The sequence below is a fragment of the Amycolatopsis echigonensis genome, assembly GCF_002846615.1.
Taxonomy (GTDB): domain Bacteria; phylum Actinomycetota; class Actinomycetes; order Mycobacteriales; family Pseudonocardiaceae; genus Amycolatopsis; species Amycolatopsis echigonensis.
Genome location: NZ_PJMY01000003.1, coordinates 2147043 through 2169455, shown reverse-complemented (window position 1 = coordinate 2169455; position 22413 = coordinate 2147043). Strand labels below are relative to the sequence as shown.

The 22413-nt window shown below is 67.6% G+C and carries 23 protein-coding genes; 7 read left to right on the top strand and 16 right to left on the bottom strand.

Annotated features, from left to right (window positions below; translation table 11 throughout):
* The first annotated feature begins 1 nt into the window (after position 1).
* From ATK30_RS14885 to ATK30_RS14875, 3 genes are read left to right on the top strand one after another with little or no spacing between them, the layout of a single operon-like run.
* Positions 2–1201 carry an O-antigen ligase family protein gene (locus ATK30_RS14885; protein ID WP_183123728.1) on the top strand — a complete coding sequence of 400 codons (1200 nt, stop codon included), beginning with the start codon at positions 2–4 and terminating at the stop codon, positions 1199–1201.
* Positions 1198–2367, top strand: a complete 1170-nt coding sequence (locus ATK30_RS14880) for a glycosyltransferase family 4 protein (protein WP_101436101.1) — start codon at positions 1198–1200, stop codon at positions 2365–2367. Before ATK30_RS14885 ends, ATK30_RS14880 begins: the two co-directional genes overlap by 4 nt.
* Positions 2368–2375: 8 nt before the next feature.
* Positions 2376–3017 (top strand): phosphatase PAP2 family protein, encoded by a 642-nt coding sequence (locus ATK30_RS14875; RefSeq protein ID WP_101440834.1) that lies wholly within the window; start codon positions 2376–2378, stop codon positions 3015–3017.
* A 72-nt stretch (positions 3018–3089) separates the two neighbouring features.
* On the opposite strand, the gene ATK30_RS14870 is transcribed toward ATK30_RS14875, so the two are convergent.
* The 13 genes from ATK30_RS14870 to ATK30_RS14810 all read right to left on the bottom strand — a co-directional run bounded on the left by ATK30_RS14870 (position 3090) and on the right by ATK30_RS14810 (position 15840).
* A complete protein-coding gene (locus ATK30_RS14870; RefSeq protein WP_101436100.1) occupies positions 3090–4400 on the bottom strand; it encodes a glutamate-1-semialdehyde 2,1-aminomutase in 1311 nt (436 codons plus the stop codon).
* 6 nt (positions 4401–4406) lie between these two features.
* Positions 4407–4946: a dTDP-4-dehydrorhamnose 3,5-epimerase gene (gene rfbC / locus ATK30_RS14865; protein WP_101436099.1), complete on the bottom strand. Its 540-nt coding sequence runs from the start codon at positions 4944–4946 to the stop codon at positions 4407–4409.
* Positions 4943–6124: a polysaccharide pyruvyl transferase family protein gene (locus ATK30_RS14860; protein ID WP_101436098.1), complete on the bottom strand. Its 1182-nt coding sequence runs from the start codon at positions 6122–6124 to the stop codon at positions 4943–4945. The genes rfbC and ATK30_RS14860 overlap by 4 nt, the downstream gene beginning before the upstream one ends.
* Positions 6121–7074, bottom strand: a complete 954-nt coding sequence (locus ATK30_RS45605) for a glycosyltransferase family 2 protein (RefSeq protein ID WP_101436097.1) — start codon at positions 7072–7074, stop codon at positions 6121–6123. The genes ATK30_RS14860 and ATK30_RS45605 overlap by 4 nt, the downstream gene beginning before the upstream one ends.
* Positions 7071–8363 (bottom strand): MATE family efflux transporter, encoded by a 1293-nt coding sequence (locus ATK30_RS14850; RefSeq protein ID WP_244194933.1) that lies wholly within the window; start codon positions 8361–8363, stop codon positions 7071–7073. Before ATK30_RS14850 ends, ATK30_RS45605 begins: the two co-directional genes overlap by 4 nt.
* 40 nt (positions 8364–8403) lie before the next feature.
* A complete protein-coding gene (locus tag ATK30_RS14845; RefSeq protein ID WP_101436096.1) occupies positions 8404–9669 on the bottom strand; it encodes a DUF4910 domain-containing protein in 1266 nt (421 codons plus the stop codon).
* On the bottom strand, positions 9669–10691 hold the full coding sequence (locus tag ATK30_RS14840) for an NAD-dependent epimerase/dehydratase family protein (protein WP_101436095.1): 1023 nt from the start codon (positions 10689–10691) through the stop codon (positions 9669–9671). Before ATK30_RS14840 ends, ATK30_RS14845 begins: the two co-directional genes overlap by 1 nt.
* 4 nt (positions 10692–10695) lie before the next feature.
* Positions 10696–11340 (bottom strand): PIG-L deacetylase family protein, encoded by a 645-nt coding sequence (locus ATK30_RS14835; RefSeq protein WP_101436094.1) that lies wholly within the window; start codon positions 11338–11340, stop codon positions 10696–10698.
* Positions 11337–12125, bottom strand: coding sequence for a glycosyltransferase family protein (locus ATK30_RS14830; protein WP_101436093.1), 789 nt, complete (start codon positions 12123–12125; stop codon positions 11337–11339). The genes ATK30_RS14835 and ATK30_RS14830 overlap by 4 nt, the downstream gene beginning before the upstream one ends.
* Complete coding sequence (locus ATK30_RS14825) at positions 12122–13360, bottom strand: class I SAM-dependent methyltransferase (RefSeq protein WP_101436092.1); 1239 nt, start codon at positions 13358–13360, stop codon at positions 12122–12124. The genes ATK30_RS14830 and ATK30_RS14825 overlap by 4 nt, the downstream gene beginning before the upstream one ends.
* A gap of 201 nt (positions 13361–13561) precedes the next feature.
* Complete coding sequence (locus ATK30_RS14820) at positions 13562–14434, bottom strand: LLM class F420-dependent oxidoreductase (RefSeq protein ID WP_101436091.1); 873 nt, start codon at positions 14432–14434, stop codon at positions 13562–13564.
* On the bottom strand, positions 14431–14838 hold the full coding sequence (locus ATK30_RS14815) for a hypothetical protein (protein WP_101436090.1): 408 nt from the start codon (positions 14836–14838) through the stop codon (positions 14431–14433). Before ATK30_RS14815 ends, ATK30_RS14820 begins: the two co-directional genes overlap by 4 nt.
* A gap of 39 nt (positions 14839–14877) precedes the next feature.
* Positions 14878–15840 (bottom strand): YncE family protein, encoded by a 963-nt coding sequence (locus ATK30_RS14810; RefSeq protein ID WP_101436089.1) that lies wholly within the window; start codon positions 15838–15840, stop codon positions 14878–14880.
* A gap of 146 nt (positions 15841–15986) precedes the next feature.
* Between ATK30_RS14810 and htpX the strand changes: the two genes are divergently transcribed.
* Positions 15987–16838 carry a zinc metalloprotease HtpX gene (htpX, locus tag ATK30_RS14805; protein ID WP_101436088.1) on the top strand — a complete coding sequence of 284 codons (852 nt, stop codon included), beginning with the start codon at positions 15987–15989 and terminating at the stop codon, positions 16836–16838.
* Between the two features lie 191 nt (positions 16839–17029).
* On the opposite strand, the gene ATK30_RS14800 is transcribed toward htpX, so the two are convergent.
* The gene (locus ATK30_RS14800) at positions 17030–17824 is read right to left on the bottom strand and encodes a MerR family transcriptional regulator (RefSeq protein WP_101440833.1); all 795 of its coding nucleotides are present in this window, start codon (positions 17822–17824) and stop codon (positions 17030–17032) included.
* A gap of 17 nt (positions 17825–17841) precedes the next feature.
* Positions 17842–18330, bottom strand: a complete 489-nt coding sequence (locus ATK30_RS14795; RefSeq protein WP_101436087.1) for a VOC family protein — start codon at positions 18328–18330, stop codon at positions 17842–17844.
* A 266-nt stretch (positions 18331–18596) separates the two neighbouring features.
* Here ATK30_RS14795 and ATK30_RS14790 point away from each other — a divergent pair, with 266 nt between their 5' ends.
* The 3 genes from ATK30_RS14790 to ATK30_RS14780 all read left to right on the top strand — a co-directional run bounded on the left by ATK30_RS14790 (position 18597) and on the right by ATK30_RS14780 (position 21027).
* Positions 18597–18953, top strand: a complete 357-nt coding sequence (locus ATK30_RS14790; RefSeq protein ID WP_101436086.1) for a hypothetical protein — start codon at positions 18597–18599, stop codon at positions 18951–18953.
* 416 nt (positions 18954–19369) lie between these two features.
* Positions 19370–20092, top strand: coding sequence for a hypothetical protein (locus ATK30_RS14785; RefSeq protein WP_101436085.1), 723 nt, complete (start codon positions 19370–19372; stop codon positions 20090–20092).
* Positions 20093–20196: 104 nt separating this feature from the next.
* Positions 20197–21027 carry a phosphotransferase family protein gene (locus ATK30_RS14780; RefSeq protein ID WP_244194617.1) on the top strand — a complete coding sequence of 277 codons (831 nt, stop codon included), beginning with the start codon at positions 20197–20199 and terminating at the stop codon, positions 21025–21027.
* Here ATK30_RS14780 and ATK30_RS46150 read toward each other — a convergent pair.
* Positions 20987–22405, bottom strand: coding sequence for a regulator (locus ATK30_RS46150; RefSeq protein WP_101436083.1), 1419 nt, complete (start codon positions 22403–22405; stop codon positions 20987–20989). The genes ATK30_RS14780 and ATK30_RS46150 overlap by 41 nt on opposite strands.
* Positions 22406–22413: the final 8 nt, after the last annotated feature.

Sequence of the window (22413 nt, the reverse complement as noted above, 5' to 3'; positions counted from 1 at the left end):
ACTGACCGCCGCTCTGCCCACCGAAACGAAATCGGTGCCGAAAGCGGTAAGCGCGGCTTGGGCGTTGCTCATCCTCAACACGCTCGGCTCGACCGGTGCGCAGACGGTGATCCCGTTGCCGCGCACGGTGATCCAGCTGGTCACCATGGGCGCGCTGATGACCGCGTTCCTGCTCGCCCTGGTGCTGAACCTGCGGATCCGGATCCGGCCGAGCGCGTACCTGCTGCTCCTGACCTTCCTGCTGCTCACGAGCATCGTGGCCAGCCTGCACCTGGAATCCGGCTACGGCTCGCTGTTCCGCTGCTTCCGGTTCTCCGTGTTCGTCGCGACCCTCTGGCTGCTCAGCGGCTGGTGGGACGGGTCGTTCACGTTCGCGCGGGCGCACATCCGGATGTTCGGCGCGGTGCTGGTGTCGGTCGTGCTCGGCTTGGCGATCGCGCCGGGCAAGGCGATGCCGGACATCTACGGCGGCCGGCTTTCCGGCGCGGTGTGGCCGCTGACGCCGCCGCAGGTCGGCCAGTACGCGGCGGTGATCGCCGGGCTCGCGGTGCTGATGTGGCTCGGCAAACGGACGGACGCCAAGAGCGCGCTGATCGTCGTCGTGCCCTCGCTCGGGGTGCTGCTGCTCACGCACACCCGCACCGCGACGCTCGGGCTCGTCGCCGGGCTGATCGTCGCGTTGCTGTCGCAGGGGCTGGTCAGCGCGCGGGCGCGGAAGGTGTTCGCCGGGATCGTGCTCGTGGCCGGTTTCGCCGCGGTGGTGCTGGGCGGACTGCTGCAGACGTGGTTCCTGCGCGGCCAGAGCACCGACGATTTCTCCAGTCTGACCGGCCGCGCGAAGGTGTGGGACGCGCTGCTGTCCGCGCCCCGGACCGGATTCGAGTACATCTTCGGCGTCGGCCTCACCGACAAGTCCTACGACGGTCTGCCGATCGACAACAGCTGGCTGGCGATCTACCACGAGCAGGGGTTCGTCGGCATCGGAATCGTCGCCGCGATCCTGCTGGTGCTGGTCGCGATCGCGGTGCTCCGCCCGCCGTCGCTGTCCCGGGCTTGCGCGATCTTCCTGATCGCCTACTGCATTTCCGCGTCCTACACCGAAGCCGGGCTCGGCGACGCGTCGCCGTATCTGCTGCATCTGGCGGTCGCCGCGTCGTTGCTGGCCGCGGGCGAGGCTCCAGTGAGGGAGAAGCTGGCGTGAGGGTTTTGGTGGTGCACAACCGCTATCGGTCGGAGCAGCCGAGCGGCGAGAACAACGTGGTCGACGCCGAGGTCGCGCTGCTGGCCTCGGCCGGGATCGACGTACAGCGGTTCGAGCGGCACAGCGACGACATCGCCTCGATGCCGTTGACGCGCAAGGCGTTGGTGCCGCTGCAGGTGCCGTGGAACCGTGCGTCGCGGACGGCGTTGCGAGCGCAGTTGCGCCGGGAGAGGCCCGACGTCGTGCACGTTCACAACACCTTCCCGCTCCTGTCGCCGTCGGTGCTGGCCGCGTGTGCCGACGAGCGCGTGCCGGTGGTCGCGACCCTGCACAACTACGGCCTCGTCTGCCCGCCCGGCACGCTCTACCGCGACGGCCGGATCTGCACCGACTGCGTCGGCGGCCTGCCGGTCCCCGCGGTCCGGCACGGCTGCTACCGCGATTCGGCCGCGGCGACCGTGCCGATGGCGGTGAACCTGCTGGTCAACCGGGATCGCTGGCGGACCGGCGTGACCCGGTTCTTCTGCATTTCCGACGCCCAGCGCCGCCTTCTCGTGGACGCGGGCCTGCCGGCGGAGCGCATGACCGTGAAGCACAACTTCGTCCCGGACGAGGGGCGACTGCGTGTCGGCGAGGGTGAACACCTGCTGTTCCTGGGACGGCTCACCGAGGAGAAAGGAATCCCGCTCCTCAAAGCAGCGTGGGAGCAGTACGCCGGAAAGCTGCCGTTGCTGATCGCCGGGACCGGACCGCTGTCCGACGACGTCGCGGCCTGGGCGTCCACGCGCGAGGACGTGTCCTACGTGGGCCTGCAAGACCGCGCTTCGTGCCACGAACTGATCGCGCGAGCGGCGGCGGTCGTGGTGCCGTCGACGTGGCTGGAGGCGTTCGGGCTCGTGGTGGTGGAGGCGATGGCGGCCGGGGTGCCGACGGTCGCGCCCGCGCACGGAGCGTTCGAGGAACTTGTCACCGACGGCGTCACCGGCTTGCTGCACACCCCCGGCGACGCGGCGGCGCTCGCTGACTCGCTTCGCGAGGTCGCCGACGCCGAGCTGAACCAGAAGATGGGCGAGGCCGCGCGCCAGCGGTACGAGGCGGACTTCACCCCGGAAGCGGGGCTGAAACGGCTCCTCGAAGGCTACGAGGAAGCGATCTCCGCGGTATGAACGAAGCTGTGCGCGACCGACTGAAGACCTCGCCCAGGGCGCTTCCGATCGTTCTGCGCACGCCGTCGCTGGTCCTGGCCGTGCTCGGCTTCCTGACGGTGGTCGCGCTGGGGCTGCGTTTCGCCGGGCACTCGGCGCCGAGCGCGTTCGACGCCCCGCTCCTGCCCGGACCGGACCTCGTTCCCGATCCGTGGTGGTACTTCGCGACGGCGATCGATTTCTGCGGCGAACCGCTGGGCGCGGTGCTGATCCTGCTCTTGGTGATCGGCGGGTGCCTGCTGACCCGTCGGCCGCGGACGGCGGTGCTGGCGGTGGTCGGCTGCGGGCTCACCGTCGCGGTGACCTCCGTGCTGAAACCGCTGACCGGCCGGACGATTCACGGCAGCTATCTGTCGTTCCCCAGCGGCCACACCGCTTTCGCGACCGCGTTGGCGTTGCTCGGGGCTTACGCCCTGGCCGGTCGGTTGAGCCGGGGCGCCGCGGTGGCGTGGTTGCTCGGGCTTGCGTTGGTGTCCGGGTTCCTGATGGCGTGGGCCGAAGTCGGGCTGGGCGCGCATTACCCGACCGACACGATCGGCGGCTTCGCGGCGGCGCTGGCGGTCATGCCGGTCACCGCCTACTGGATCGACCGACTCGCCACCCGCGGCTGACTGTCCGTGAAGGGCTCCTTGAAGGAATCAGATTCCCTCAAGGAGCCCTTCACGGACTTTGGCAAGGGCGAGCTAAGCCTTCCGGCGGAACACCGGTTTGACCGGACGTCCGCCCAGCCACGGCGACGGATCCCCGGCCTCCAGCGCCTTCCGGTACACCACGCAGGCCGACGCGACCGCCTCCACGGTCCGGTCGATGTCCTCCTCCGTCATCGCCGCACTGACCACAAAGGACGGAGCGAGCACCCCGTTCTCCAGCAGGCAGCGCAGGAACAGCGTCCGATACTCCTGCGAGGGCTGGCCGTCCGCGTCGAGAGTCGCGAACACGAGGTTGCTGTCCCGTCCCCGCACCAACACTCGTTCGGAAAGCCCGTGCGCAGCCGCCGCCTCGGTCACGCCAGCCGCCAACCGCGCGCCGAGCGCGTGCAGCCGAGCCGTCACGCCCTCCGCCGCGTAGACGTCGATGACCGCCATGGCAGCAGCCAACGCCGTTGTCTCCGCGCCGTGCGTCGAAGACAGCAGGAACACCCGGTCCCGCGAATCGCGCAGGCCGCCCAGCTCCATCAAATCCCGCCGACCAGCCAGTGCGGCCACCGCGAAGCCGTTGCCGAGCGCTTTGCCGAACGTCGAGAGATCCGGCGTCACGCCGTACAGGCCCTGCGCGCCGTGTTCGGAGTACCGGAACCCGGTGATCATCTCGTCGAAGATCACCACCGTGCCGTGCTGATGCGCGAGTTCGAGCAGCCCGGCGAGATAGCCGTCCGGCGGGGCCACCCCCTTGGTCGGTTCCAGGATCAGGCACGCCACCTGTCCGTGGTACTGGCGCAGCACCTGTTCGGTCGCCGGGAGATCGCCGTACGGGAAGGGCACGGTCATCGCCATGGTCGCGGCGGGGATTCCGGCGGACATCGGGGTGGTGCCGATGAACCAGTCGTCGGTGGAGAAGAACGCGTGGTCGGCGCACTGGGCGACCAGCGGCCGGCCGGTGGCGGCGCGGGCGAGCCGGACGGCCGCGCTCGTCGCGTCGGAGCCGTTCTTCGCGAACTTCACCATCTCCGCGGTCGGCACGGTCGCCAGGAACTGCTCCGCCGCTTCGAGCTCCACGATGGACGGACGAACGAAGTTGCTTCCCCGTTCGAGCACGTCGCGTACCGCCGATGTCACACGCGGATGCACGTGGCCGAGGCTGACCGCGCGCAGGCCGGAACCGTATTCAAGGTACTGGTTGCCGTCGACGTCCCAGACGTACGCGCCGCGGCCGTGCGAGATGACCGGCGCGAGATGTTCCGGGTATTGATCCTCGCCTTTGGCGTAGGTGTGCGCGCCGCCGGGGATGGCGCGGTGCAGGCGTTCGTTCGCGATTCGGGAGAGTGGCAGGTCCATGACGGGTCACCTCAAGGCGTCGGCCAGGGAAGGGGCCGACGCGTCGCGTTCGGACAGCAATGCCGCGGGCAGTGGCCACGGGATGGCGAGCTCCGGGTCGTCGTGCGCGATGGCGACGTCCTCGGACGGGTCGTGCGCGCGGTCGATCCGGTACGACACGTCGGCGACCTCGCTCAGCGCCTGGAAACCGTGTGCGCATCCGGCCGGGATGTAGATGCTCTCCTGGGTGTCGCCGGAGAGGCGGAACGTTTCCATCGCCCGGAAGGTCGGCGAGTCCGGTCGCAAGTCGACTACGACGTCGAAAACTTCGCCGTACGAACAACGCACCAGCTTCGCCTCGCCGGCCCCGGACCGCAGGTGCATCCCGCGCACCACGCCGCGCACCGAGCGGGAGACGCTGTCCTGCAGGAACGCGTTCGGGTCGATGCCGACTGATCGGGCGACGTCGGCATCGAAGGTCCGCGAGAAGAAGCCGCGATCGTCCCGGTGCGGTGTCGGCCGGAAGAGCCACACGCCGGAAATCGACGGCACGGGAACGGCTTTCACGAAACCTCCGCGGGAATGAGCGTCCTCGACAACAGGGCGAACTGGTCCTTCAACTGCTGACCGCAGGCTTCGTTGCGGGCGGCGAGTTCCGCCTTCAGCTCCGGGGCCCGCCGCTGCACTTCCTCGAACTGCTCGATCAACCGCGGCACCTCGACCGCGCGGGCCTCCTGGCAAAACTCGCCGAGCCCCATTTCGGCCATCAGCACGTCGTTCTTCTTCGCGTACCCGATCGCGACCGTCGGTCTCCCGGCCTTCAACGCGCACAACACATTGTGGTACCGCGTGGCCACGACGGTGCTCACCTCGGCCATCGAGCGCATCAACTCGTCGAGCGTGCCCGGGACAGCCGCGGAGATCAGCGGCGACGCGACAGTTTCGACGATCTCGTCCACCACTTCCTGGTCAATTCGGTCGCCGATGAAGAGCCGGACCGGCCGGTCCTGGCTGACCAGGTACCGCACGAACTCCGTCATCGCGTCCACGTACGCCCGGTAAATCTCCTCGCTGCGAGCACGGTCGTCGTTGCCGCCGTAATAAGCCATCACCCCGACGCCGACGGCACGCGGATCCTCGACCGCGGCGGGCGTCGGCAGGGCGAAGGCGAGGTCGGGATACACGCGGTCGTTCGTGACGCGAACACCCATGTCGGCCATCGCCGAACGCGACAGTTCGTCGCGGTAGGACCGGTACGTCGCGAGCTGGGACGCGGACCGCACCAGATACCGCGTGGCGGGCACCCGAATCCGGTCCGCACCGACGCTGACGAGCGCGATCTTCGTTCCCCCGAGCCGCCCGCACAACGACAGCAGGAAGAGCGCGTACGGAAAACCCCACGGCCGCAGCGGAAGCGTCGCCTCCAGCACGCCCATGCCGGGAACGATCACCACGTTCTGCCGCCGGACCCACCACGCCGTGCGGAAGACGTCGATGATCTTCCCGAGGCCTTTCGTCACGATCGACCGCAGCCCGGAGGCGTGCCGGTATTCGCCGCGGTACCAGTTCAGCCGCACCGCCGGGATCCCGTACCGCGCCTGGACGGTGTCCGCCCCGCCGCAGAACGCGGACACCTTCGCGTACGGATGTTCGGCCCGAAGGAAGCCGAGCACCGCCTCGAGCGAGCCGTCGTTGCCGAGGTTGCCTGAACCGAGCAGTCCGAAAACCCCGACCCGAACGGTCACGGCACCCGCCGTTCGCGTCCGGCGACCACCCGGTCGACCGCGAGGTCCAGCTCGGCCGCGTGCACCGGGGCCCGGTCCTCGACGCGTTCCCCGGCCCCGCCTGGCCGGGCCCGGCTGGCGAACCATTCGGCGAGCGCGAGGTAGCAGGCGCGGCGTTCGCCCGACGACAGCGGTGCGGAGCGGATTCCGTGCACGTAACCCCAGACGTACTCGGCGAGCAGCCGAACGGTCGGGTTCGTGATGGCGTTGCCGCGCTTCGGATCGAGGTTCGCGCACCGCGAGCGCTTGCTCGGGTTCGCGCGCTCCGCCCGGTCCGGGTGGTCGCGACGGAAGTACAGCAGCTCGGGCACTTGGTAGAACGGGCCGTGCAGCGCCAGTTCCGCGACGTAGGTGCGGTCGGCGTGGTGGTAGCTGTCCATGGGCGTGACCCGGCGCAGCACCTCGGTGCGCATCACGCCGTAGAAATCGTCTCCGCCGGGCTCGAACCGCAAGCTCTTGAACCGCACCGACGGCCGCGGCGCGTCCGTTTTGTGCCGGTAGTCCAGCGGCACGGTCACCGCGCCGTTCTCGTCGATGATCGCCTGATGCGAATGCGCGAGGATGATCTCCGGCCGCGCGTCGAGCGCCTCGACGCATTTCGCCAGCAGTTCCCGGCCGTAGAGGTCGTCGTGCGAGGCCCATTTGAACAGCTCGCCGCGAGCCTGGTCGAGCAGGACGTTGTGGTTCGGGGTCGCGCCGATGTTGCGCGGCTGGCGCAGATACCGGATCCGCGAGTCCTCCTGGGCGTACTTCCGGGCGATCTCTTCCGTGCCGTCCTGCGACGCGTTGTCGGAGATGATCAGTTCGAAGTCCTCGTAGGTCTGCCCGAGCAGCGCGTCGAGTGCTTCGCTGAGGAATTCCTCTCCGTTGTAGACGGGCAGACCGATGGTCAGCCGGGGCACCGTGCTCATGCCGGTTTCATCTCCTCGGAAGCCGAATGGAGTTCTGCTTGGCTGAATGAACCTGACGCGGGGGGAAACTCGACTGCCGCCGCGAAGTGGTCGCGGAGCGCGCTGCGCAGCTGCCACCACCACACGGCCGAACCGGTGAGCGTGGCGGCCGCGACGCCCCACTCCGAGCCCGCCGCCCCGCCGAGAACAGCCCCGACCAGGCCGAACACGACGTAACAGGCGGACGCGATCAGCTGGGACCGCAAGCTTCGCCGAGCCATCCCGAGCGCGCGCAGCCCGGCGGTCGCCCCAGTGGTGAAGCTCGCGCCGACGACCGCCATGGTGACCGCCGGGACCAGCAGCGACGAGCTGTCCCACAGCGAACCGAGCACGAAGCGGCCGGCGTTGTCGGGAATGAACAGCCACAATCCGAGTCCCCACACCAGCGCGGCCGCGGCCTGCGCGGCGCCGAGCGCCACGCAGAAGTGCCACAACCGGTGCGGCGACTGCCGGAGCACCCGCGCCCCCTCGGCGACCGTGACGAGGGAAAGTCCCATGAGCAGCGCGAGAAACGGCCCGAGCAACTGTTCCGCCCCGCGCACCGTGCCGACCGCGGCCAGCCCGGAAATCGCGCCCAGCCCGTACGCCCGCAGCTGCGACGAACCGCTGTTGCTGACGTTCTCCACGAGATAGCGCACGCCCAGATCGCGGTGCTCCCGCAGCCATCCGCGCACCCCGCCGAGCCGCGGCAGCACGCTCGTCTGCACCCAGCCGAACGCTGCCGCGACCCCGGCCGAACAGCCCCACGCCACCAGAAATGCGACCACGGTGTCGTAACGCGCGGCCAAAACGAGGGCGGGGAACAACGCGACGGCTTGGATCCCGTCGTTGACGAACGCTTTGTGCCCGGTGCCCTGCGCGAAGAACCCGAACCGCCAGGCGTCCTGCACGAGCAGGAACGGCAGTACCACCCCGAGCGCGACGAAGGCGGCGCCGAGCGAACCGCCGACCAGGAGTCCGAAAAGGACACTGACCAGCCCGGAAGCGATCCCGACCACGAGCGCGGTCCCGACGGCTTGGCCCACCGCGGTCCGCCAGCTCGCCCTGGAGACGCCGGAGAAGCGCACCATCAGCGGGTCGGTAGCGAGGCCGCGCGAGACGTTGAGAATGACGCCGTAGGTCACCCACGCGATGCTGAACAGGCCGAACGCCGTCGCGCCGAGCGAACGCGCGACGTACAGGCCGACCACGAAGTTGGTCAGGCTCGAAACGGCCTGGTCACCGAGGCCCCAGCTGAGCCGTCCCGCCATCGCGCGGACGGCTCGCGAACGCAGGATCGACGGCACGGCCTCACCCCTTCAGCAGTCCGGCGGCCTGAAGCGCATCGGCCGCCGCGGCTACGGCGCCGAACGGGAGGTCCGCCCGTTCGGCGATGTCGAGGAGGCTGTGGTCGCCGTCGGAGAGGCTGAGCACCCACAGCATGGCCAGCTGGGCTTCCTTCGCGTCGCTGCGCCCGCCGAGCGAGTCGTACAGTCCGCGCTTGCCGAGCTGCGGTTCGCCGTAGGGGCTCAGGTTCACATAGCGGCGGTTGCGGTCCAGCACGGAAAACGCCGTCCGCAGCGTTTCGAGGGTGTCGGCCATCGAGTCCGGGTCGACGAACGACGGGTTGTCGGCCGAGGTGTGGTACTCCGGGTAGCCCGCGTACGGCGTGCGCGTGAGCGAGCCGACGCCGAGGTTGAAGCCGGGGGAGCAGAACTGTCGCTCGTCGTAGCCGTACGGCGAGAAATCGCGGATCTCGTGCGGTTTGTCCTTGAGGATGTGCGCGAAGACCCGGTCGATGTCGGCGTCCCCGCGCCGGCTGCGCTTGTAGGTCAGCGAACCCCGGTCCCCGGCGCAGGCCAGCACGACGCCGTGCTTGACCTGGTCGATGCGCTCGAAATTGCGCGCCAGCCAGGTGATCGCGCCGATCGTGCCGGGCATGAACAGGAACCGGTAGGTGTAGTAGGGCTTTTCCTCGGCCAGCGCCTGCGCGAGCGCGACGGCGACCGCGATGCCGGCGAGATTGTCGTTGGCCAGCGACGGATGGCAGAGGTGGCACGAGACGAGCACTTCGTCGCCCACCTCGCCCGGCACGACGTGCTCGGCGTAGGTGAGGTGGCCGTCGGCGAGCGTCGAGTCGATTTTGACGTGGTAGTCGCCGTCCGGAAGCGTGTCGAGGACGTCCTGGGCGAGGCAGAAACCCCAGGTGGGGGAGTAGTAACTGGTGCGGTACGGGATCAACGAAGGCTGCTCGGGCAGCGTGTGCAGGTGCGCGCGCAGTTCGCTCAGGCGGACCACGCGGTCGACCGGGACGCTGTAGCCGACCACGTGCAGGTTCGACTTCCGGAAATCGATCACCCGCCGTCCGGAGGAATCCGCGACGAACGCGTCGCGGATGTTCCATTCCGGCGGCACGGTCCAGTCCAGCACCTCGGTGCCGCTGGGCACCTCGTACCGGTCGAGCGGGAGGTGCTCGCCGATGACGGCCAGGGTCTGCCGTACGCCGTCGCCGGTGATGCTCCGGCAGAACGGGTACAACCGTTCCACCAGAGCGTGCATCTCGGGCCCCGTGCGCATCAGGTGTGCCGCAGGGTGGCGTCGACCGCGCCGGCGGCCTGCCGGTCGCTCAGCCAGTTCAGCCGGGTGAAGCGGCGCTCGAACTGCTCCCGGGTCAGGTTGTTGCGGCGGTAGGCGTCGAACAGTTGCAGCGCCCCGTCTTTCACGCCCCACTTGCAGTCGAAGGCCGGGACCGCGTCGCGGAACCGGGAGAAATCGACGCGGTACGAACGCGGGTCGGCCCCGGCCTCGCCGGTGATCCGCAGCTTGGCGCCGGGCACCGCCGCGACGACCTCTTCGGCGATCTCGGCGACCGTCACGTTGTTGCGTTCGGTGCCGATGTTGAACGCCCGGTTGTGCACGGCTTCGCGCGGGGCCTCGAGAGCGGCGGTGAAGGCGTGCGCGATGTCGTCGGCGTGCACCAGCGGCCGCCACGGCGTGCCGTCGGAAAGCACGAGAACCTCGCCGGACAGATAGGCGTGGCCGACCAGGTTGTTCAGCACGATGTCGGCGCGCAACCGCGGGGAGAAGCCGAACGCGGTGGCGTTGCGCATATACACCGGGGTGAAGTCGTCGTCGGCGAGGTCGGAAACCTCGGCCTCCACGCGAACCTTCGACTCGGCGTACGGCGTGACCGGTCGCAGCGGCGCGTCCTCGTCGACCAGGCCGCTGCCGCCGGAAGCGCCGTAGACGGAGCAGGTCGAGGCGTAGAGGAACCGGGAAACCCCGGCGTCCTTCGCGAGTTTCGCGAGCTTGACCGACGCGTGGTGGTTGATGTCGTAGGTCAGTTCGGGCGCGAGCGAGCCGAGCGGGTCGTTCGACAGCGCGGCGAGGTGGATCACCGCGTCGAAGCCCCGCAGGTGTTCGGCTTTCACGTCTCTCAGGTCGACGGCCAGCCCGACCGGATCGCGCGGGGCCGGGCCGAGCACACAAGCCGCGAACAAGCCCGAGTCGAGGCCGACGACCTCGTGTCCCGCCGCGGCGAGCACCGGCGCCATCACCGTGCCCAGATATCCCGTGTGCCCCGTGAGCAGCACGCGCATGCTTTCAGCCCCTTAGGTCGATGACGAGTTTGTTCGCCTCGAACGCCTCGGCGTAGCGTTCTTGGCATTCGATTCCGCGAATCCGCGCGAGGCCGAGGAAAGCCTCGCGGTCGTACCACGGCCGGTGCTGCTGAGAGCCGTAGTGCTCGTGCAGCAATTCGATCTTGCGCTGCATGACCTCGTCCGACATCGGCGCGTAAGCGGGCAGCCGCCCGAGGTCGCCGTCCCATTTGACGATCTCGTAGCCCAGCGTCAGATGCCCGCGGAACACCGTGGGCACGAGCTGAGCCAGCCCGCGGTGGTCCTGGTGCGCGTCGATGGTGCGGGGCGCGAACACGACGTCCGGATCGGTGCGGCGGCGGAGGTCTTCCAGCGCGTTCTTGGCCTCCTCCCAGTGCGAGGGGAGACGGCCGTCCGGCAGTTTGAGCACTGTGACGTTCAGGTCGGCACCCGGGCAGAACGCGGCCAGCGCGGCGCGCTCCTCGGCCTCCCGGTCGGTGCCCCCGCCGGACAGCACCAGCGCGTCGACCTGAAGGCCGGGACGCTGTCCGCAGATCTCGAGGAGCGTGCCGCCCGCTCCGATGGCGATGTCGTCGCAATGCGCGCCGAGCACGACGATGCTCTTCAGCTCAGCGCCGAGGCGGATCATGCGTGCACCTTTTCGCTTTCCCACAACGCCCAAGGACGGTTGCCGTGCGCGTACGCGGCGTCGAGTGCGTAGCGTTCCTTGACCGTGTCGGTCGGCTTCCAGAACCCGCGATACGGGTACGCGAGCAGCCGGCCGCGCTTGGCGAGTTCGCCGCAGCCGTCGGCGACCAAGTCGCCGTTCTCCGGGATGTGGTCGAAAATCTCCTGCCGCAGCACGAAATAACCGCCGTTCTCCCACAGCGGGAGTTCGCTGACCGGCGTGATCGCGCCGATCCGGCCGCCCTCGTCCATCTCGACGCAGTGGAACGACGACTGCGGCGGCACGACGAGCATCGACGCGCCCGCGTCGCTGCCGGCGAACCGTTCGACGATGTTGTCCAGCGGCGCGTCGGTCAGCACGTCGGCGTAGTTGGCGAGGAACATCTCGTCGCCGTCGAGATGGTCGCGCACGCGGCGGAGCCGTTCGCCGATCGGCGATTCGATGCCGGTCTGCACGAAGGAGATCGTCCAGTCGGCGATGTCGGTGGACAGCAGTTCCGGCTTCCCGCCGCGCAGCACGAAATCGTTGGACGTCGTTTCCTCGTAGTGCAGGAAGAAGTCCTTGATGTGGTGCGCGCCGTAGCCGAGGCACAGCACGAACTCGGTGTGCCCGAAATGCGCGTAGTAGCGCATCACGTGCCAGATCAGCGGGCGCGGCCCGACCATCGCCATCGGCTTGGGCACGTCGGACGCCTCGCTGCTGCGCATCCGCATTCCGTAACCGCCGCAGAACAGAACGACCTTCACTGCACTCCCACCTCGACGATTTCCAAGCGCGGAATCGGGAAGACGAGCTTGCCGCCCCACGCGCCGACGTAGGAAAGCTGCTCGGTCAGTTCGTCCCGCAGGTTCCACGGCAGGACGAGCACGTAGTCCGGCCGGTCGGCCGCGATCCGGTCCGGTTCCACGACCGGGATCCGGGTGCCGGGCGTGAACCGGCCGTGCTTGTACGGATTGCGGTCCACCGTGTAGGCCAGGAGGTCCGGCCGGATGCCGCAGTGGTTGAGCAGGGTGTTGCCCTTGCCGGGCGCGCCGTACCCGACGGTCGTTTTCCCGGCTTTCCGGGCGGCGAGGAGAAATTCGAGCAATTCGAGCCGGACGCGGGTGACCCGGTCGGCGAATTCGGTGTATCCGGACAGTTCGTGCAGCCCGGCGGCCTTCTCCCGGGCGAGCACGTCGGTCATCCGGGCGCTCGGCTCCCCGGCGACCTCAGCCGGCCGCGCCCAGAGCCGGATCGACCCGCCGTGCGTCGGCAGGAGTTCGACGTCGACCACGGTCAGCCCGCCGCCCGCCAGTGCCCGCCGCGCGGATTCGACGGTGTAGTACTGGAAATGCTCGTGGTAGATCGTGTCGTATTGGTTCTTTTCGATCAGCGTGAGCAGATGCTGGACCTCGATCGACACCCAGCCGTCGTCCGCGACGAGCGCGCGCAGCCCGCGGGTGAACCCGCGGATGTCCGGGATGTGCGCGTAGACGTTGTTCGCCACGACCAGATCCGCCGGACCGTGTTCGTTGCGTACCTCCTGGCCGGTGTCCTCGGAGAGGAACGCGGTGTGCGTCGGCACCCCGGCCTCGCGCGCGGCTTGCCCGACGTTCACCGAAGGTTCCACGCCGAGACAACGGATTCCGCGCTCCACGACGTGCTTGAGGAGGTATCCGTCGTTGCTGGCGACCTCGACGACGAAAGACCGGTCGGTCAGCCCGAGCCGTTCCACGGCGGCGTCGGTGAACCGTTTGGCGTGCTCGACCCACGAGGTGGAAAAAGACGAGAAATACGCGTAATCGGTGAAAGTGTCGGCCGGATCGAGCAGCGGCGGGAGCTGCGCGAGCCAGCATTCGGTGCATACTTCGAGATGCAGCGGGAAAGTCGGTTCGGGTTCGGCGAGCTGCGCGGCGGTCAGGAACCGTTCGCACGGCGGCGTCGCGCCGAGGTCGACCACGCTGGCGGTTCTTTCCGAACCACAGAGTCGACATGTGGTCATGTACCAGGCTCCTCCGGTCACGAGCGCGATCTGCGTAGGGCAGGTCGATCCGCGCCCGGCCGTCGTTACAGCGCGCCGGGAAGCTCACCGGAGTCGATTCGGAACCGAGACAATGACGGCGGCGGAATGCCGCGAGATGCTGCGACGAACGGGCGGCGGACCGGTGCCAGACGGCGTAGCCGCCACCCGTTCGTCAGCGGATCACAGTTTTTCGGCCGCCGGGATCACCTCGGTGGCGAACCGCTCGAGCACCGCCGGGTCCGGGACGCCGTGCGCCCAGCCGGTCGCGACGCTGAATCCGAGTTCCGACAGCCGGCCCAGTTCATCCAGCAGTTGCCCGGTTTTCTCGCCGTTTTCACCAGTGTCGAGCCGCAGCGAGGCGGTTTTCGTGATCTCGGAGTAGTCGCGGCCGACGTCCTCGCAGTGCTGCTTCAGGACTTCCAGTTTGCGCGGAAGGTCCGCGTTGGGCAGCAAATTGCAGATGTCGCCGTACTGCGCGACGAACCGCAGCGTTTTCTTCTCGCCGCTGCCCCCGATCATGATCGGCGGGTGCGGCCGCTGGATCGGCTGCGGGCTGTTGAGCAATCGCTCGGCGCTGACGTGCGTGCCGGTGAAGGGTTCGTCTCCCTCGGCCCACATCTGACGGACGTACCGGAGCGCGTCCTCGAGCTGCTCGAACCGCTCCTTCATCGGCGGGAACCGGAACCCGAGAGCGCGGGATTCCTCCTCGTTCCAGCCCGCCCCGATGCCGAGGATGGCCCGCCCGCCGGACAGCACGTCGAGCGTCGTCGCCGCCTTCGCGAGCAGTCCGGGGTGCCGGTAGATGACGCCGGTGACGAGCGTGAGCAGTTTGACGCGCTCGGTGTGCGCGGCGAGAAAGCCGAGCGTGGTCCAGGCTTCCAGCATTTCGTGCTCCGGCGGGCCGTAGCTGGAAATCTGGAAGAAATGGTCCATTACGGACAGATATTCGAACCCGGCCTCGTCCGCGGTCCGAGCCACCCGTGCCAGGTCCGCGCCGAGCGCCGCCGGGCCGTTGGGCCAGGTCTGCTGAGCCAGGTGCAACCCGAGTTTCATGCCAACTCCTTCACCGCGGGAATGATGTCTTGCGCGAAAATCTCGATCCGGTCCCGGTCGAGCCCGCCGGGCAGCGGGCCGATCACGGCCTGCACACCAAGCCGGTGCAGCCGTTGCGCCTCGGCGAGAGACTCGCCGGTCTTCTCCCCGGACGGAGCGAGGTCCAGGTAGTGGTAAACGGTCTTGGCGCCCCCGCCGACCATGATCGGCGGCCGCTGCGGGGGTTGCGGGCTGTTGAGCAGTCGTTCGGCGGTGAAATGCTTGCTGGAGAACGGTTTGGCGCTCACCGCGAGATAAGCGAACCCGGCGTCGTCCGCTGCCCGCACCGCCTCGGCCAGCTCCACGCGGAGCGCGGCGGTCCCTCCCGGCAGGGTGAAGCCGGGGACCTGGAGACCAAGTTCCATACCCGACACCGTATACCTGGAGTAACTTCATGCGAGCGGTCAGAAATCGCGCACGATGGTGACCGTGCCGTGCAGCGGATCGGTCACGTACACCGTGCGCGTCCGCTGATCCACCGCCACGTCGCCCGGATTCACGCCGAGGCTCAGCTCGCCGGTGAGGGTTTCGGTTCGTCCGTCCACACGGGACAGTCCATTTTGCCCGCCGTTGGTGTACACGACGTCGCTGCCCTGATGCACCGCGAGCGACGACGCCTCGCTGCGCAACAGCACAGTCTTGACCTGCGCCTTCGCTGATCCGTCCACAATGGACAAATGGTGGATCGCCGAATTCGCCACGAACACCGAGCCGCTCAGTTCGTGGACGCCGATGCCGGTCGGAGAAGCGCCCACCGGGACGCTCGCGGTGAAGGCCCCCGCGTCGAGGTCGCAGATCTCGACCGAGTTCGTGGTCGGGCTGGTGCAATAGGCGCGTCGCCGGCCGCGGTCGAGCGCGATCCCGGCGAGGCCCGGCTTCGGCGCGGGCAGCAGGTCCTGCTGCGTGAGACTGATGCTGTCGAGCACCGCGAACGTGCCGGTCTTGCCGCTCACCGCGTACACGAGGTTGGCCTGGGGATCGATCGCGAGCGCCGACGCACCCGCGCCCGCGCTCACGACGCTCAGCAACCGGTGCGTCTGGCTGTCGAAGGCGAGCACCGTGCCGCCGGGCGGATTGGCGACGTAGATCCGGTCGGTGTCCACCGCGACGTCGCTCGGCTGCCCGCCCACCGCGAGCGCGGACACGACCCGTCCCGCGTCCGGATCGAGGACGAGAACCGCGCCGGACGCCTGGTCGGCCGCGTAGACCAGTCCGGTGACCGGACTCACCGCAAGAGCCGAAAGCGTGCCGCCGACCTGCACACTGCTGACCCGCTCGGCTGCCGTCGCCGCGCCGCCCGCCATTGCCGCCGCACCCGCGCTGACCAGGCCGAACAGTGCTCGCCGGGAGATCTGGGAACCTCGCATCGCTCACCTGCCCCGGTCGGTTGAGTTGCCCGCCGACCCTAACTCGGACAAGGATCAGGGTAAGGAACTTCGGATCCCCCGATCGCGTTGTTTCCAGTGAGTAACCATCCTGCGGCAGCTGCCAGAGCGGACGGAGGCGAGCGCACGTGCACAAGCACCACAACGGGCTGAAGACGGCGATGCTGCTCGGTCTGCTCTCGGCGATCATCATCGGGATCAGCGGATTGTTCGGCCGCGGGGCCTTGCTGATCGGCCTGGTCGTGGCGCTCGGGATGAACGCCTACGCCTACTTCAACTCCGAGAAAATGGCCCTGCGCGCGATGCACGCGCGGCCGGTCTCGGAGGTCGAGCAGCCCGCGATGTACCGGATCGTGCGAGAGCTGGCGACCTCCGCGCGGCAGCCGATGCCGTCGCTGTACGTCAGCCCGACCGCGGCCCCGAACGCCTTCGCGACCGGCCGCAACCCGCAGCACGCGGCCGTGTGCTGCACCACCGGCATCCTGGAGCTGCTCGACGAACGTGAGCTGCGCGCGGTGCTGGGGCACGAACTGTCCCACGTGTACAACCGGGACATCTTGATCTCGTGCGTAGCCGGTGCGCTGGCGAGCGTGGTCAGCGTCCTGGCGAATATCGCCTTCTTCTTCGGCGGGAACGACCGCGAGGGCAACCCGTTCATGTCGCTGCTGCTGGTCTTGCTCGGCCCGATCGCGGCCGGTGTGGTGAAGATGGCGGTGAGCCGGTCGCGGGAGTACCAGGCGGACGCTTCGGGGGCTGAGCTGACCGGGGATCCGCTGGCGCTGGCCTCGGCGTTGCGGAAGCTGGAGCTGGGTACCCGGGCCGCGCCGTTGGCTCCGGAGCCGGCGGTGGTGTCGCAGTCGCATCTGATGATCGCGAACCCGTTCCGGCCGGGGGCTGGGCTGAGCCGGATGTTTTCGACGCATCCGCCGATCGAGGATCGGATTCGGCGGCTTGAGGAGATGGCTCGCCGGGGCCGCTGAAGCTGCGGTTTCGCTGCGGTCCTTGGTTGCGTGGGGGCACCCCGAAGCTGAGTGTGACTACGGCGCGGAGGTGCTTGTCAAGGCGGGAAAGATGCCTTGACAAGCACCTCCGCGCCGCGTTTTTGGCTTCGTATCGGGGTGCGGGGGGGCTGCCGTGATGGGTTGGGTGCGCGGGTGCGGTCGGGTTGCTGTTACTCCCAGACCGCTGTTTCCGGATCTACCCCGTGCACGATCGCGTTGGCGAAAATCACATCCCGCAGCCAGGCGGCGAGTCCTGGGGCCAACGCGTCGTAGTGCTCCGTGTACCCGGCTTCCTCCACGAACTTGCGTCCCAGGCACACCTGCATCGAGTGCGTGCAGTCGAAGTACCGGGACAACGTCGCCCGATGCCGCTCCGCGAGGGTGTTCGCCTCTGCTGACCCGGGTTCGACCCCGGCTCGTCGTGCCGCGGCCAGGTCGGCGTGGAGTGTTTCGTGCTCGGCTGCGGCCTCCTGCCAGTCCTGCTGGGTCAGCTCGGTGGTCCGCTCGCGGTACTCCGCCCACTGCTTCGTGTCGCTCCACCGCTCCGCGGCCTCGTCGACCCACTCCGGATTCCAGTCGGATCCGAAGATCGCGATCTGCTCCTCCGCGGTCAACTGCATCCCGCCGCGGGTAGCCGCCGCCATCCGGTCGACCGCGGAGGCCATGTGCTCCAACCGCGCGATCCGCTCGCGCAGCTCGCGGCGTTGCCGGGTGAGGTGGGTGTGCGCGTCCACGGACGGGTCGTCCAGGAGGCGTCCGATCTCCGACAGCGGAAAGCCGAGCTCGCGGTAAACGAGCACCCGATGCAACCGTGCGACGTCCTCGGCGGAGTACACCCGGTAGCCGGACCTGGTGCGCCCGCTCGGACGCACCAGGCCGACCGCGTCCCAGTGATGCAGCGTTTTGACACTCACGCCGACCAGCGTCGCCGTGCGTCCGACAGTGAGGCCGTCTTGCTCGGTCACGACCTCAGTGTCGCAGCTCACGACCGTGGCACGTCGATCCCCGCGGCGCGCAACCGCTCCGCGACGGGCCCGTCCGGGTCGATCGGCTCCGCCGCGGTCATCACGACGTTCGTGCCTTCCGGCGTGACGACCGTCAACTCCCGCGAGTTCCACGGCATCAGCTCCGGCCCGCTCGTACAGCCGGGCGCGAGGTCCTCGCACCGCTTGGCGATCTCGTCGAGTTCGCTGAGCACGCAGGAGAAACTGATCCTCGCCTCGCTAGGGCCGGCCGGGGTCCCCGGGCGGAGCAGCACATCCTGGAACGCCCAGCGGCGCAGGTGCACGAGCTCGCCGGGCATGGTGAAAAGGTTGTCGAAGCCGAGCCCGCGAAGCCAGAAGTCAGTCGAGGCGTCGAGGTCGGCGGTGGGCACGATGGGAAACATCGGCATCCCGTAGAAGCCGAGGTAGTTGCCCGGAGAAACCGCGTCGTAGGCGGGAGTCGGAACCGGGCCGCGAAATTCGTTCATGCCGAAGAGCGTGAAGCCTCCTGTCGCAGGAGGGTCAAGCCCGAATCCCCGCACCTCCGTAGCGGTCGAGCGGGTTTCTCCGACATAGGTGCAGAGCCTTCGACGACTGCCAGAGCATCTCGGCTTCGACGTCGCGAGGCAAGGAGGTCACCATGACTCGATCCATCAGGCTGAGGACGGCCATTCTCTCCGGAGCGTCGGTGTCCGCCCTGCTCGCGGGATGCGGCGGCGGTCAGCCCGGGGACGGAAACTCTGCCGGAGGTTCAGTGGATTTCGTCCAGTACCAGACCGACGCGGGGTCCGGCTCGCCGCCGGGACCCTCGTTCGGTCTGCTGTGGACCTTCGATCCGGCAACCATGCAACTCTCGCCCGGTGACTGCACGGCGGCCCAGGGTGACGAGACCCGGCTGGAAAGCGATACGGCCACGTGGCCCGCGGTCTTGAAGCAACCCATGGACGGCGCCGAGAAGAACTTCCGCGCGGCGATAGCCGCCTGCTCGTCCGGCGACTTCACCTCGATGACGAGCGAGATCAACCAAGGCAAGGACAGCCTGGCGGCCACCCGGGACGCGTTCGGCGCGCACTGCAAACAGACGAGCGACGCGACCAAGTTCGCCTGCTAGCGCTGAGCGCGGCCACGGTGCGGCCAAAACTGTGGGGCGCACGTGGGGCGGACAGCCGGAAACGGCTGCACACCACCCGCACAACACAAAACCACCCTCGTGACCGCTTCTCACTGGTCACGAGGGTGGTTCGGGCTGGTGTGGCAGGTGAGGGATTCGAACCCCCGAAGGCTGAGCCGTCTGATTTACAGGGAGCCGTCAACGGGGCTCTGACCTGCGGAAACGCTCAATGTGGGCGAATTGCGTCCGTGACGTGTCCGTGTCCGCCGTGCAGAGTGCCCGTCAAGCCCGGGCACTCTGCCCCGCTGGGATCGCGGTGGAAGGAGCCGAACTAGGGACATGAGGCAGTGTCTGGGCGGCGTCGTGCTGCGATCCGGTAGCCGGGATTTGTCCTCGGTGGCGGCTATCCTCGACCCATGACAAGCAGCTGGGCAGACGGCTCCGCGTTCGAGCGGGTAGCACGTCAGCTTGACGAGGCTTTCCGAGTCTCCTTGCCGGACTTCAGCTACCTCGCCCGGGCTCTGCCGGACCACAGCGAGCAGTTCAAACGGCTGTCTGAGGTCGCCCTGCCCGACCACAGCGAGCAGTTCAAACGGCTGTCTGAGGTCGCCCTGCCCGACCACAGCGACGTCTTCGCGCGCCTCGGTGATGGTTTCAAATTCCCCGACTTCACCAGTGTGCTCGACCCGCTGATCGCTTCGTTACCGAAGTTCCCGATTACAACAGGCTTGCCCGAGTACGGCGGTGTCTTCCAGCACCTCGGTGACGGCTTCAAGCTTCCGGACTTCGCTAGCGTGTTTAAGCCGGTGCTCGCTTCATCGTTAGAGTCCTCGACCTCAATAGGACTTGGCATCTATCAGGCGGCAGCGATGACCGTCTTGGTTGACTCTGTGCCGCGCGAAGTTGCAGACGACTCGCACTGGCGTGAGGCTGCCAACGAGTGGGTGCGTACCCACTCGGTCGCGTTATTCCTGTGGCTCGCGTATAGCGTCCTCACGGTGATGTACTTCGTTACAAAGAGCGCAGCGCCTGACCTGGTCGAAAAGATTGACTCGGCAACGACCAGTGCTCCGGCTTGGGTACTGGGCATTGGGCTGGCGGTCCACTACGGCAGGAAGTCGCCGAACGGCAACAGGTAAAGGCTGCTTACATACGCAAGCTAAGAAAGGCGATAGATTTGAGTCCAGCGGCGGCGCTAACAGAGGAATCTGCGCGCGAAGTCCTTGGAACTGCGTGCACTCTGGTGGGCTTCGAATCGTCGGATGCTGAGCTGATCCGTCTTGGCTCAAACGCGGTTTTCCGGATTCCGGGGCGAGTCATCGCACGAATCAGCCGTGATCCCGAGGCGCGGGGAGGGGCGGATCGGCAAGTCGCGGTCGCCCGCTGGCTTGCTGGCGAGGGATATCCGGCTAACCGCGCGCTTGATGTTCGCCAGCCTGTCGAGGTGGGCGGATACGCTGTGACGTTCTGGGAGTCTGCTGCGGAGGACGAACGGTATGCGCCTGTCCGGGATGTCGCGCGGCTGATCCGTGAACTTCATGAACTGCATGCACCTGCGGAACTCGATTTGCCAGAGAAGCGACCGTTTGCGGAGCTGAACGCGCGGATGGCTGATCTCGAAAACATCGATCCCGGCGACGCCGAATTTATTCGAAATCGAATAGATGAACTGGCATCCGATTACGATAACCTGGAATTTACCCTTCCCTTTGGCGTGATTCATGGTGATGCAAACGTTGGCAATGTGATCTTAGATCGTGAAGGAAACCCGATCCTGATTGACCTGGACAGCTTCGGTATTGGCCCGCGCGAGTGGGATCTAGTGCAGACTGCGCTCTTCTACGAGCGGTTCGGGTGGCACACCGAGGACGAATATAGGACCTTTGTCGACGTCTACGGCTTCGATGTCATGGACTGGTATGGGTACCCGGTCCTCGCTGACTATCGGGAGCTGTCGATGACGTTGTGGCTATGCGGAAAAGCCGCTGGCAATGACGCAGCAGTTGCCGAAGTCCGCAAGCGGGTCGCTTCGCTCAGGGACGGCGGGACGCGACGCGATTGGGCCCCGTTTTAGAGTCCTGAGCAGTCCACAGGCGCGCATTGGAGGCTTGCTCGGCAAACTCTGTAGCCACCGTCGAGCGGCCAACTTTGGTTAGCCGTGTGCGGAACTCATCGACGTACGCCTGGCACCTGGCCGACTTGAGCGTTTCCCCGATTGTCAAGGCTTTCAGCGCGACGTCGCAAGCCTGCTCTAACTCTCCCTGGTCGAGGTAGGAGTCTGCAAGCACCATCGTGGCGAAGAAGTCGCTTCGCACGTAACCGCTGGCTGTCGGGCCGAGGGACTGGGTCGCGAAGGCCGTCGCGTCTACCGATCGTCCCAGATCGCGATTGCAGTGCCCCAGCTCGGCAGCCAGCTCGGATTCATTGAAGTAGCCAAACCACTCAGCCGGGTCGGTGGCTGGGTCCCGGCGTTCGAACTCGCGCACCGCGGCCGCCATGGCGCGATCACATTCGACCGCGTCACCGAGGCGGGCGAGGGCGCGTGCTTCCATCGCATAGAAGTGCGCTGCGGCGCTGGCGGAGCCGGACGCGACCGTTCCCATTCGGGCCGTCCGAGCGAGATTCGCCGCTTCGCGATACCGCCCCAAGAATGTTGCTTGATGGCTCATCGCGTCGAGGATGCTCGCGCCGAGCAGGCGATCGTTGGTCGCTTCCGTCATCCTCAGCGCCTGGATGAAGTAGCGCTGCGCAATGCCGTGCAGGCCAGCGTCGTAGGACATCCACGCGCCAAGCAGGGTTGCCTGCGCTCCCGCTTTGAACAGGTCACGACGAACAGCTTCGTTCGGGGCCGATCCGTCAAGCAGGCCGCTGAGGTCGGTCCGCAGGAACTCGATGAGTGCGCGTCGGGCATGCCCTCCACCATGCTCGCCGTCGAGCTGGTCAAACATCGAAGTGGTGCTGCGAACGCCATTGATGTCGGCCGCGTTAACCTTCCGCTTCCCGGTGTCGCTGAACACTTCCTGCCGAGTACTGACCAGCCAGGACAGTGCCGCCTCGTTCCATGCTGCAGTATTGGCTGGCGCATTCAGCAGCGACGAGATGCTATCGAGGTCGGCTTGCCACAGGCGCGATACCGCCTTGACGTTGTCGGCGGAATCCGTCGGATACGCGAGGCCCAGGTCTGGGCTCACTTTTAGTGTTTTCCCGAAGCCGACATCGTCTGGCGCGATCTGTCGACCGAGCCTGCCCCCAAGGGCTCGCGCGATCGCCTGACGGGTCTTTTCGTCACGCGGCACCATCCCGTCTAGCCAGCGCCGAACATAGGTATGCGTAAACGGGCGGCCGGCCTGTTGGCTTACTGCCCGCGCGAAGACCTTCAACCCCACTGAGCCATCGTCTTTGAGGAAGCCGGCCTCACGCATCAGCGCTGCAAGCTGCGCGTTGCCGTCCACTGTGTCTC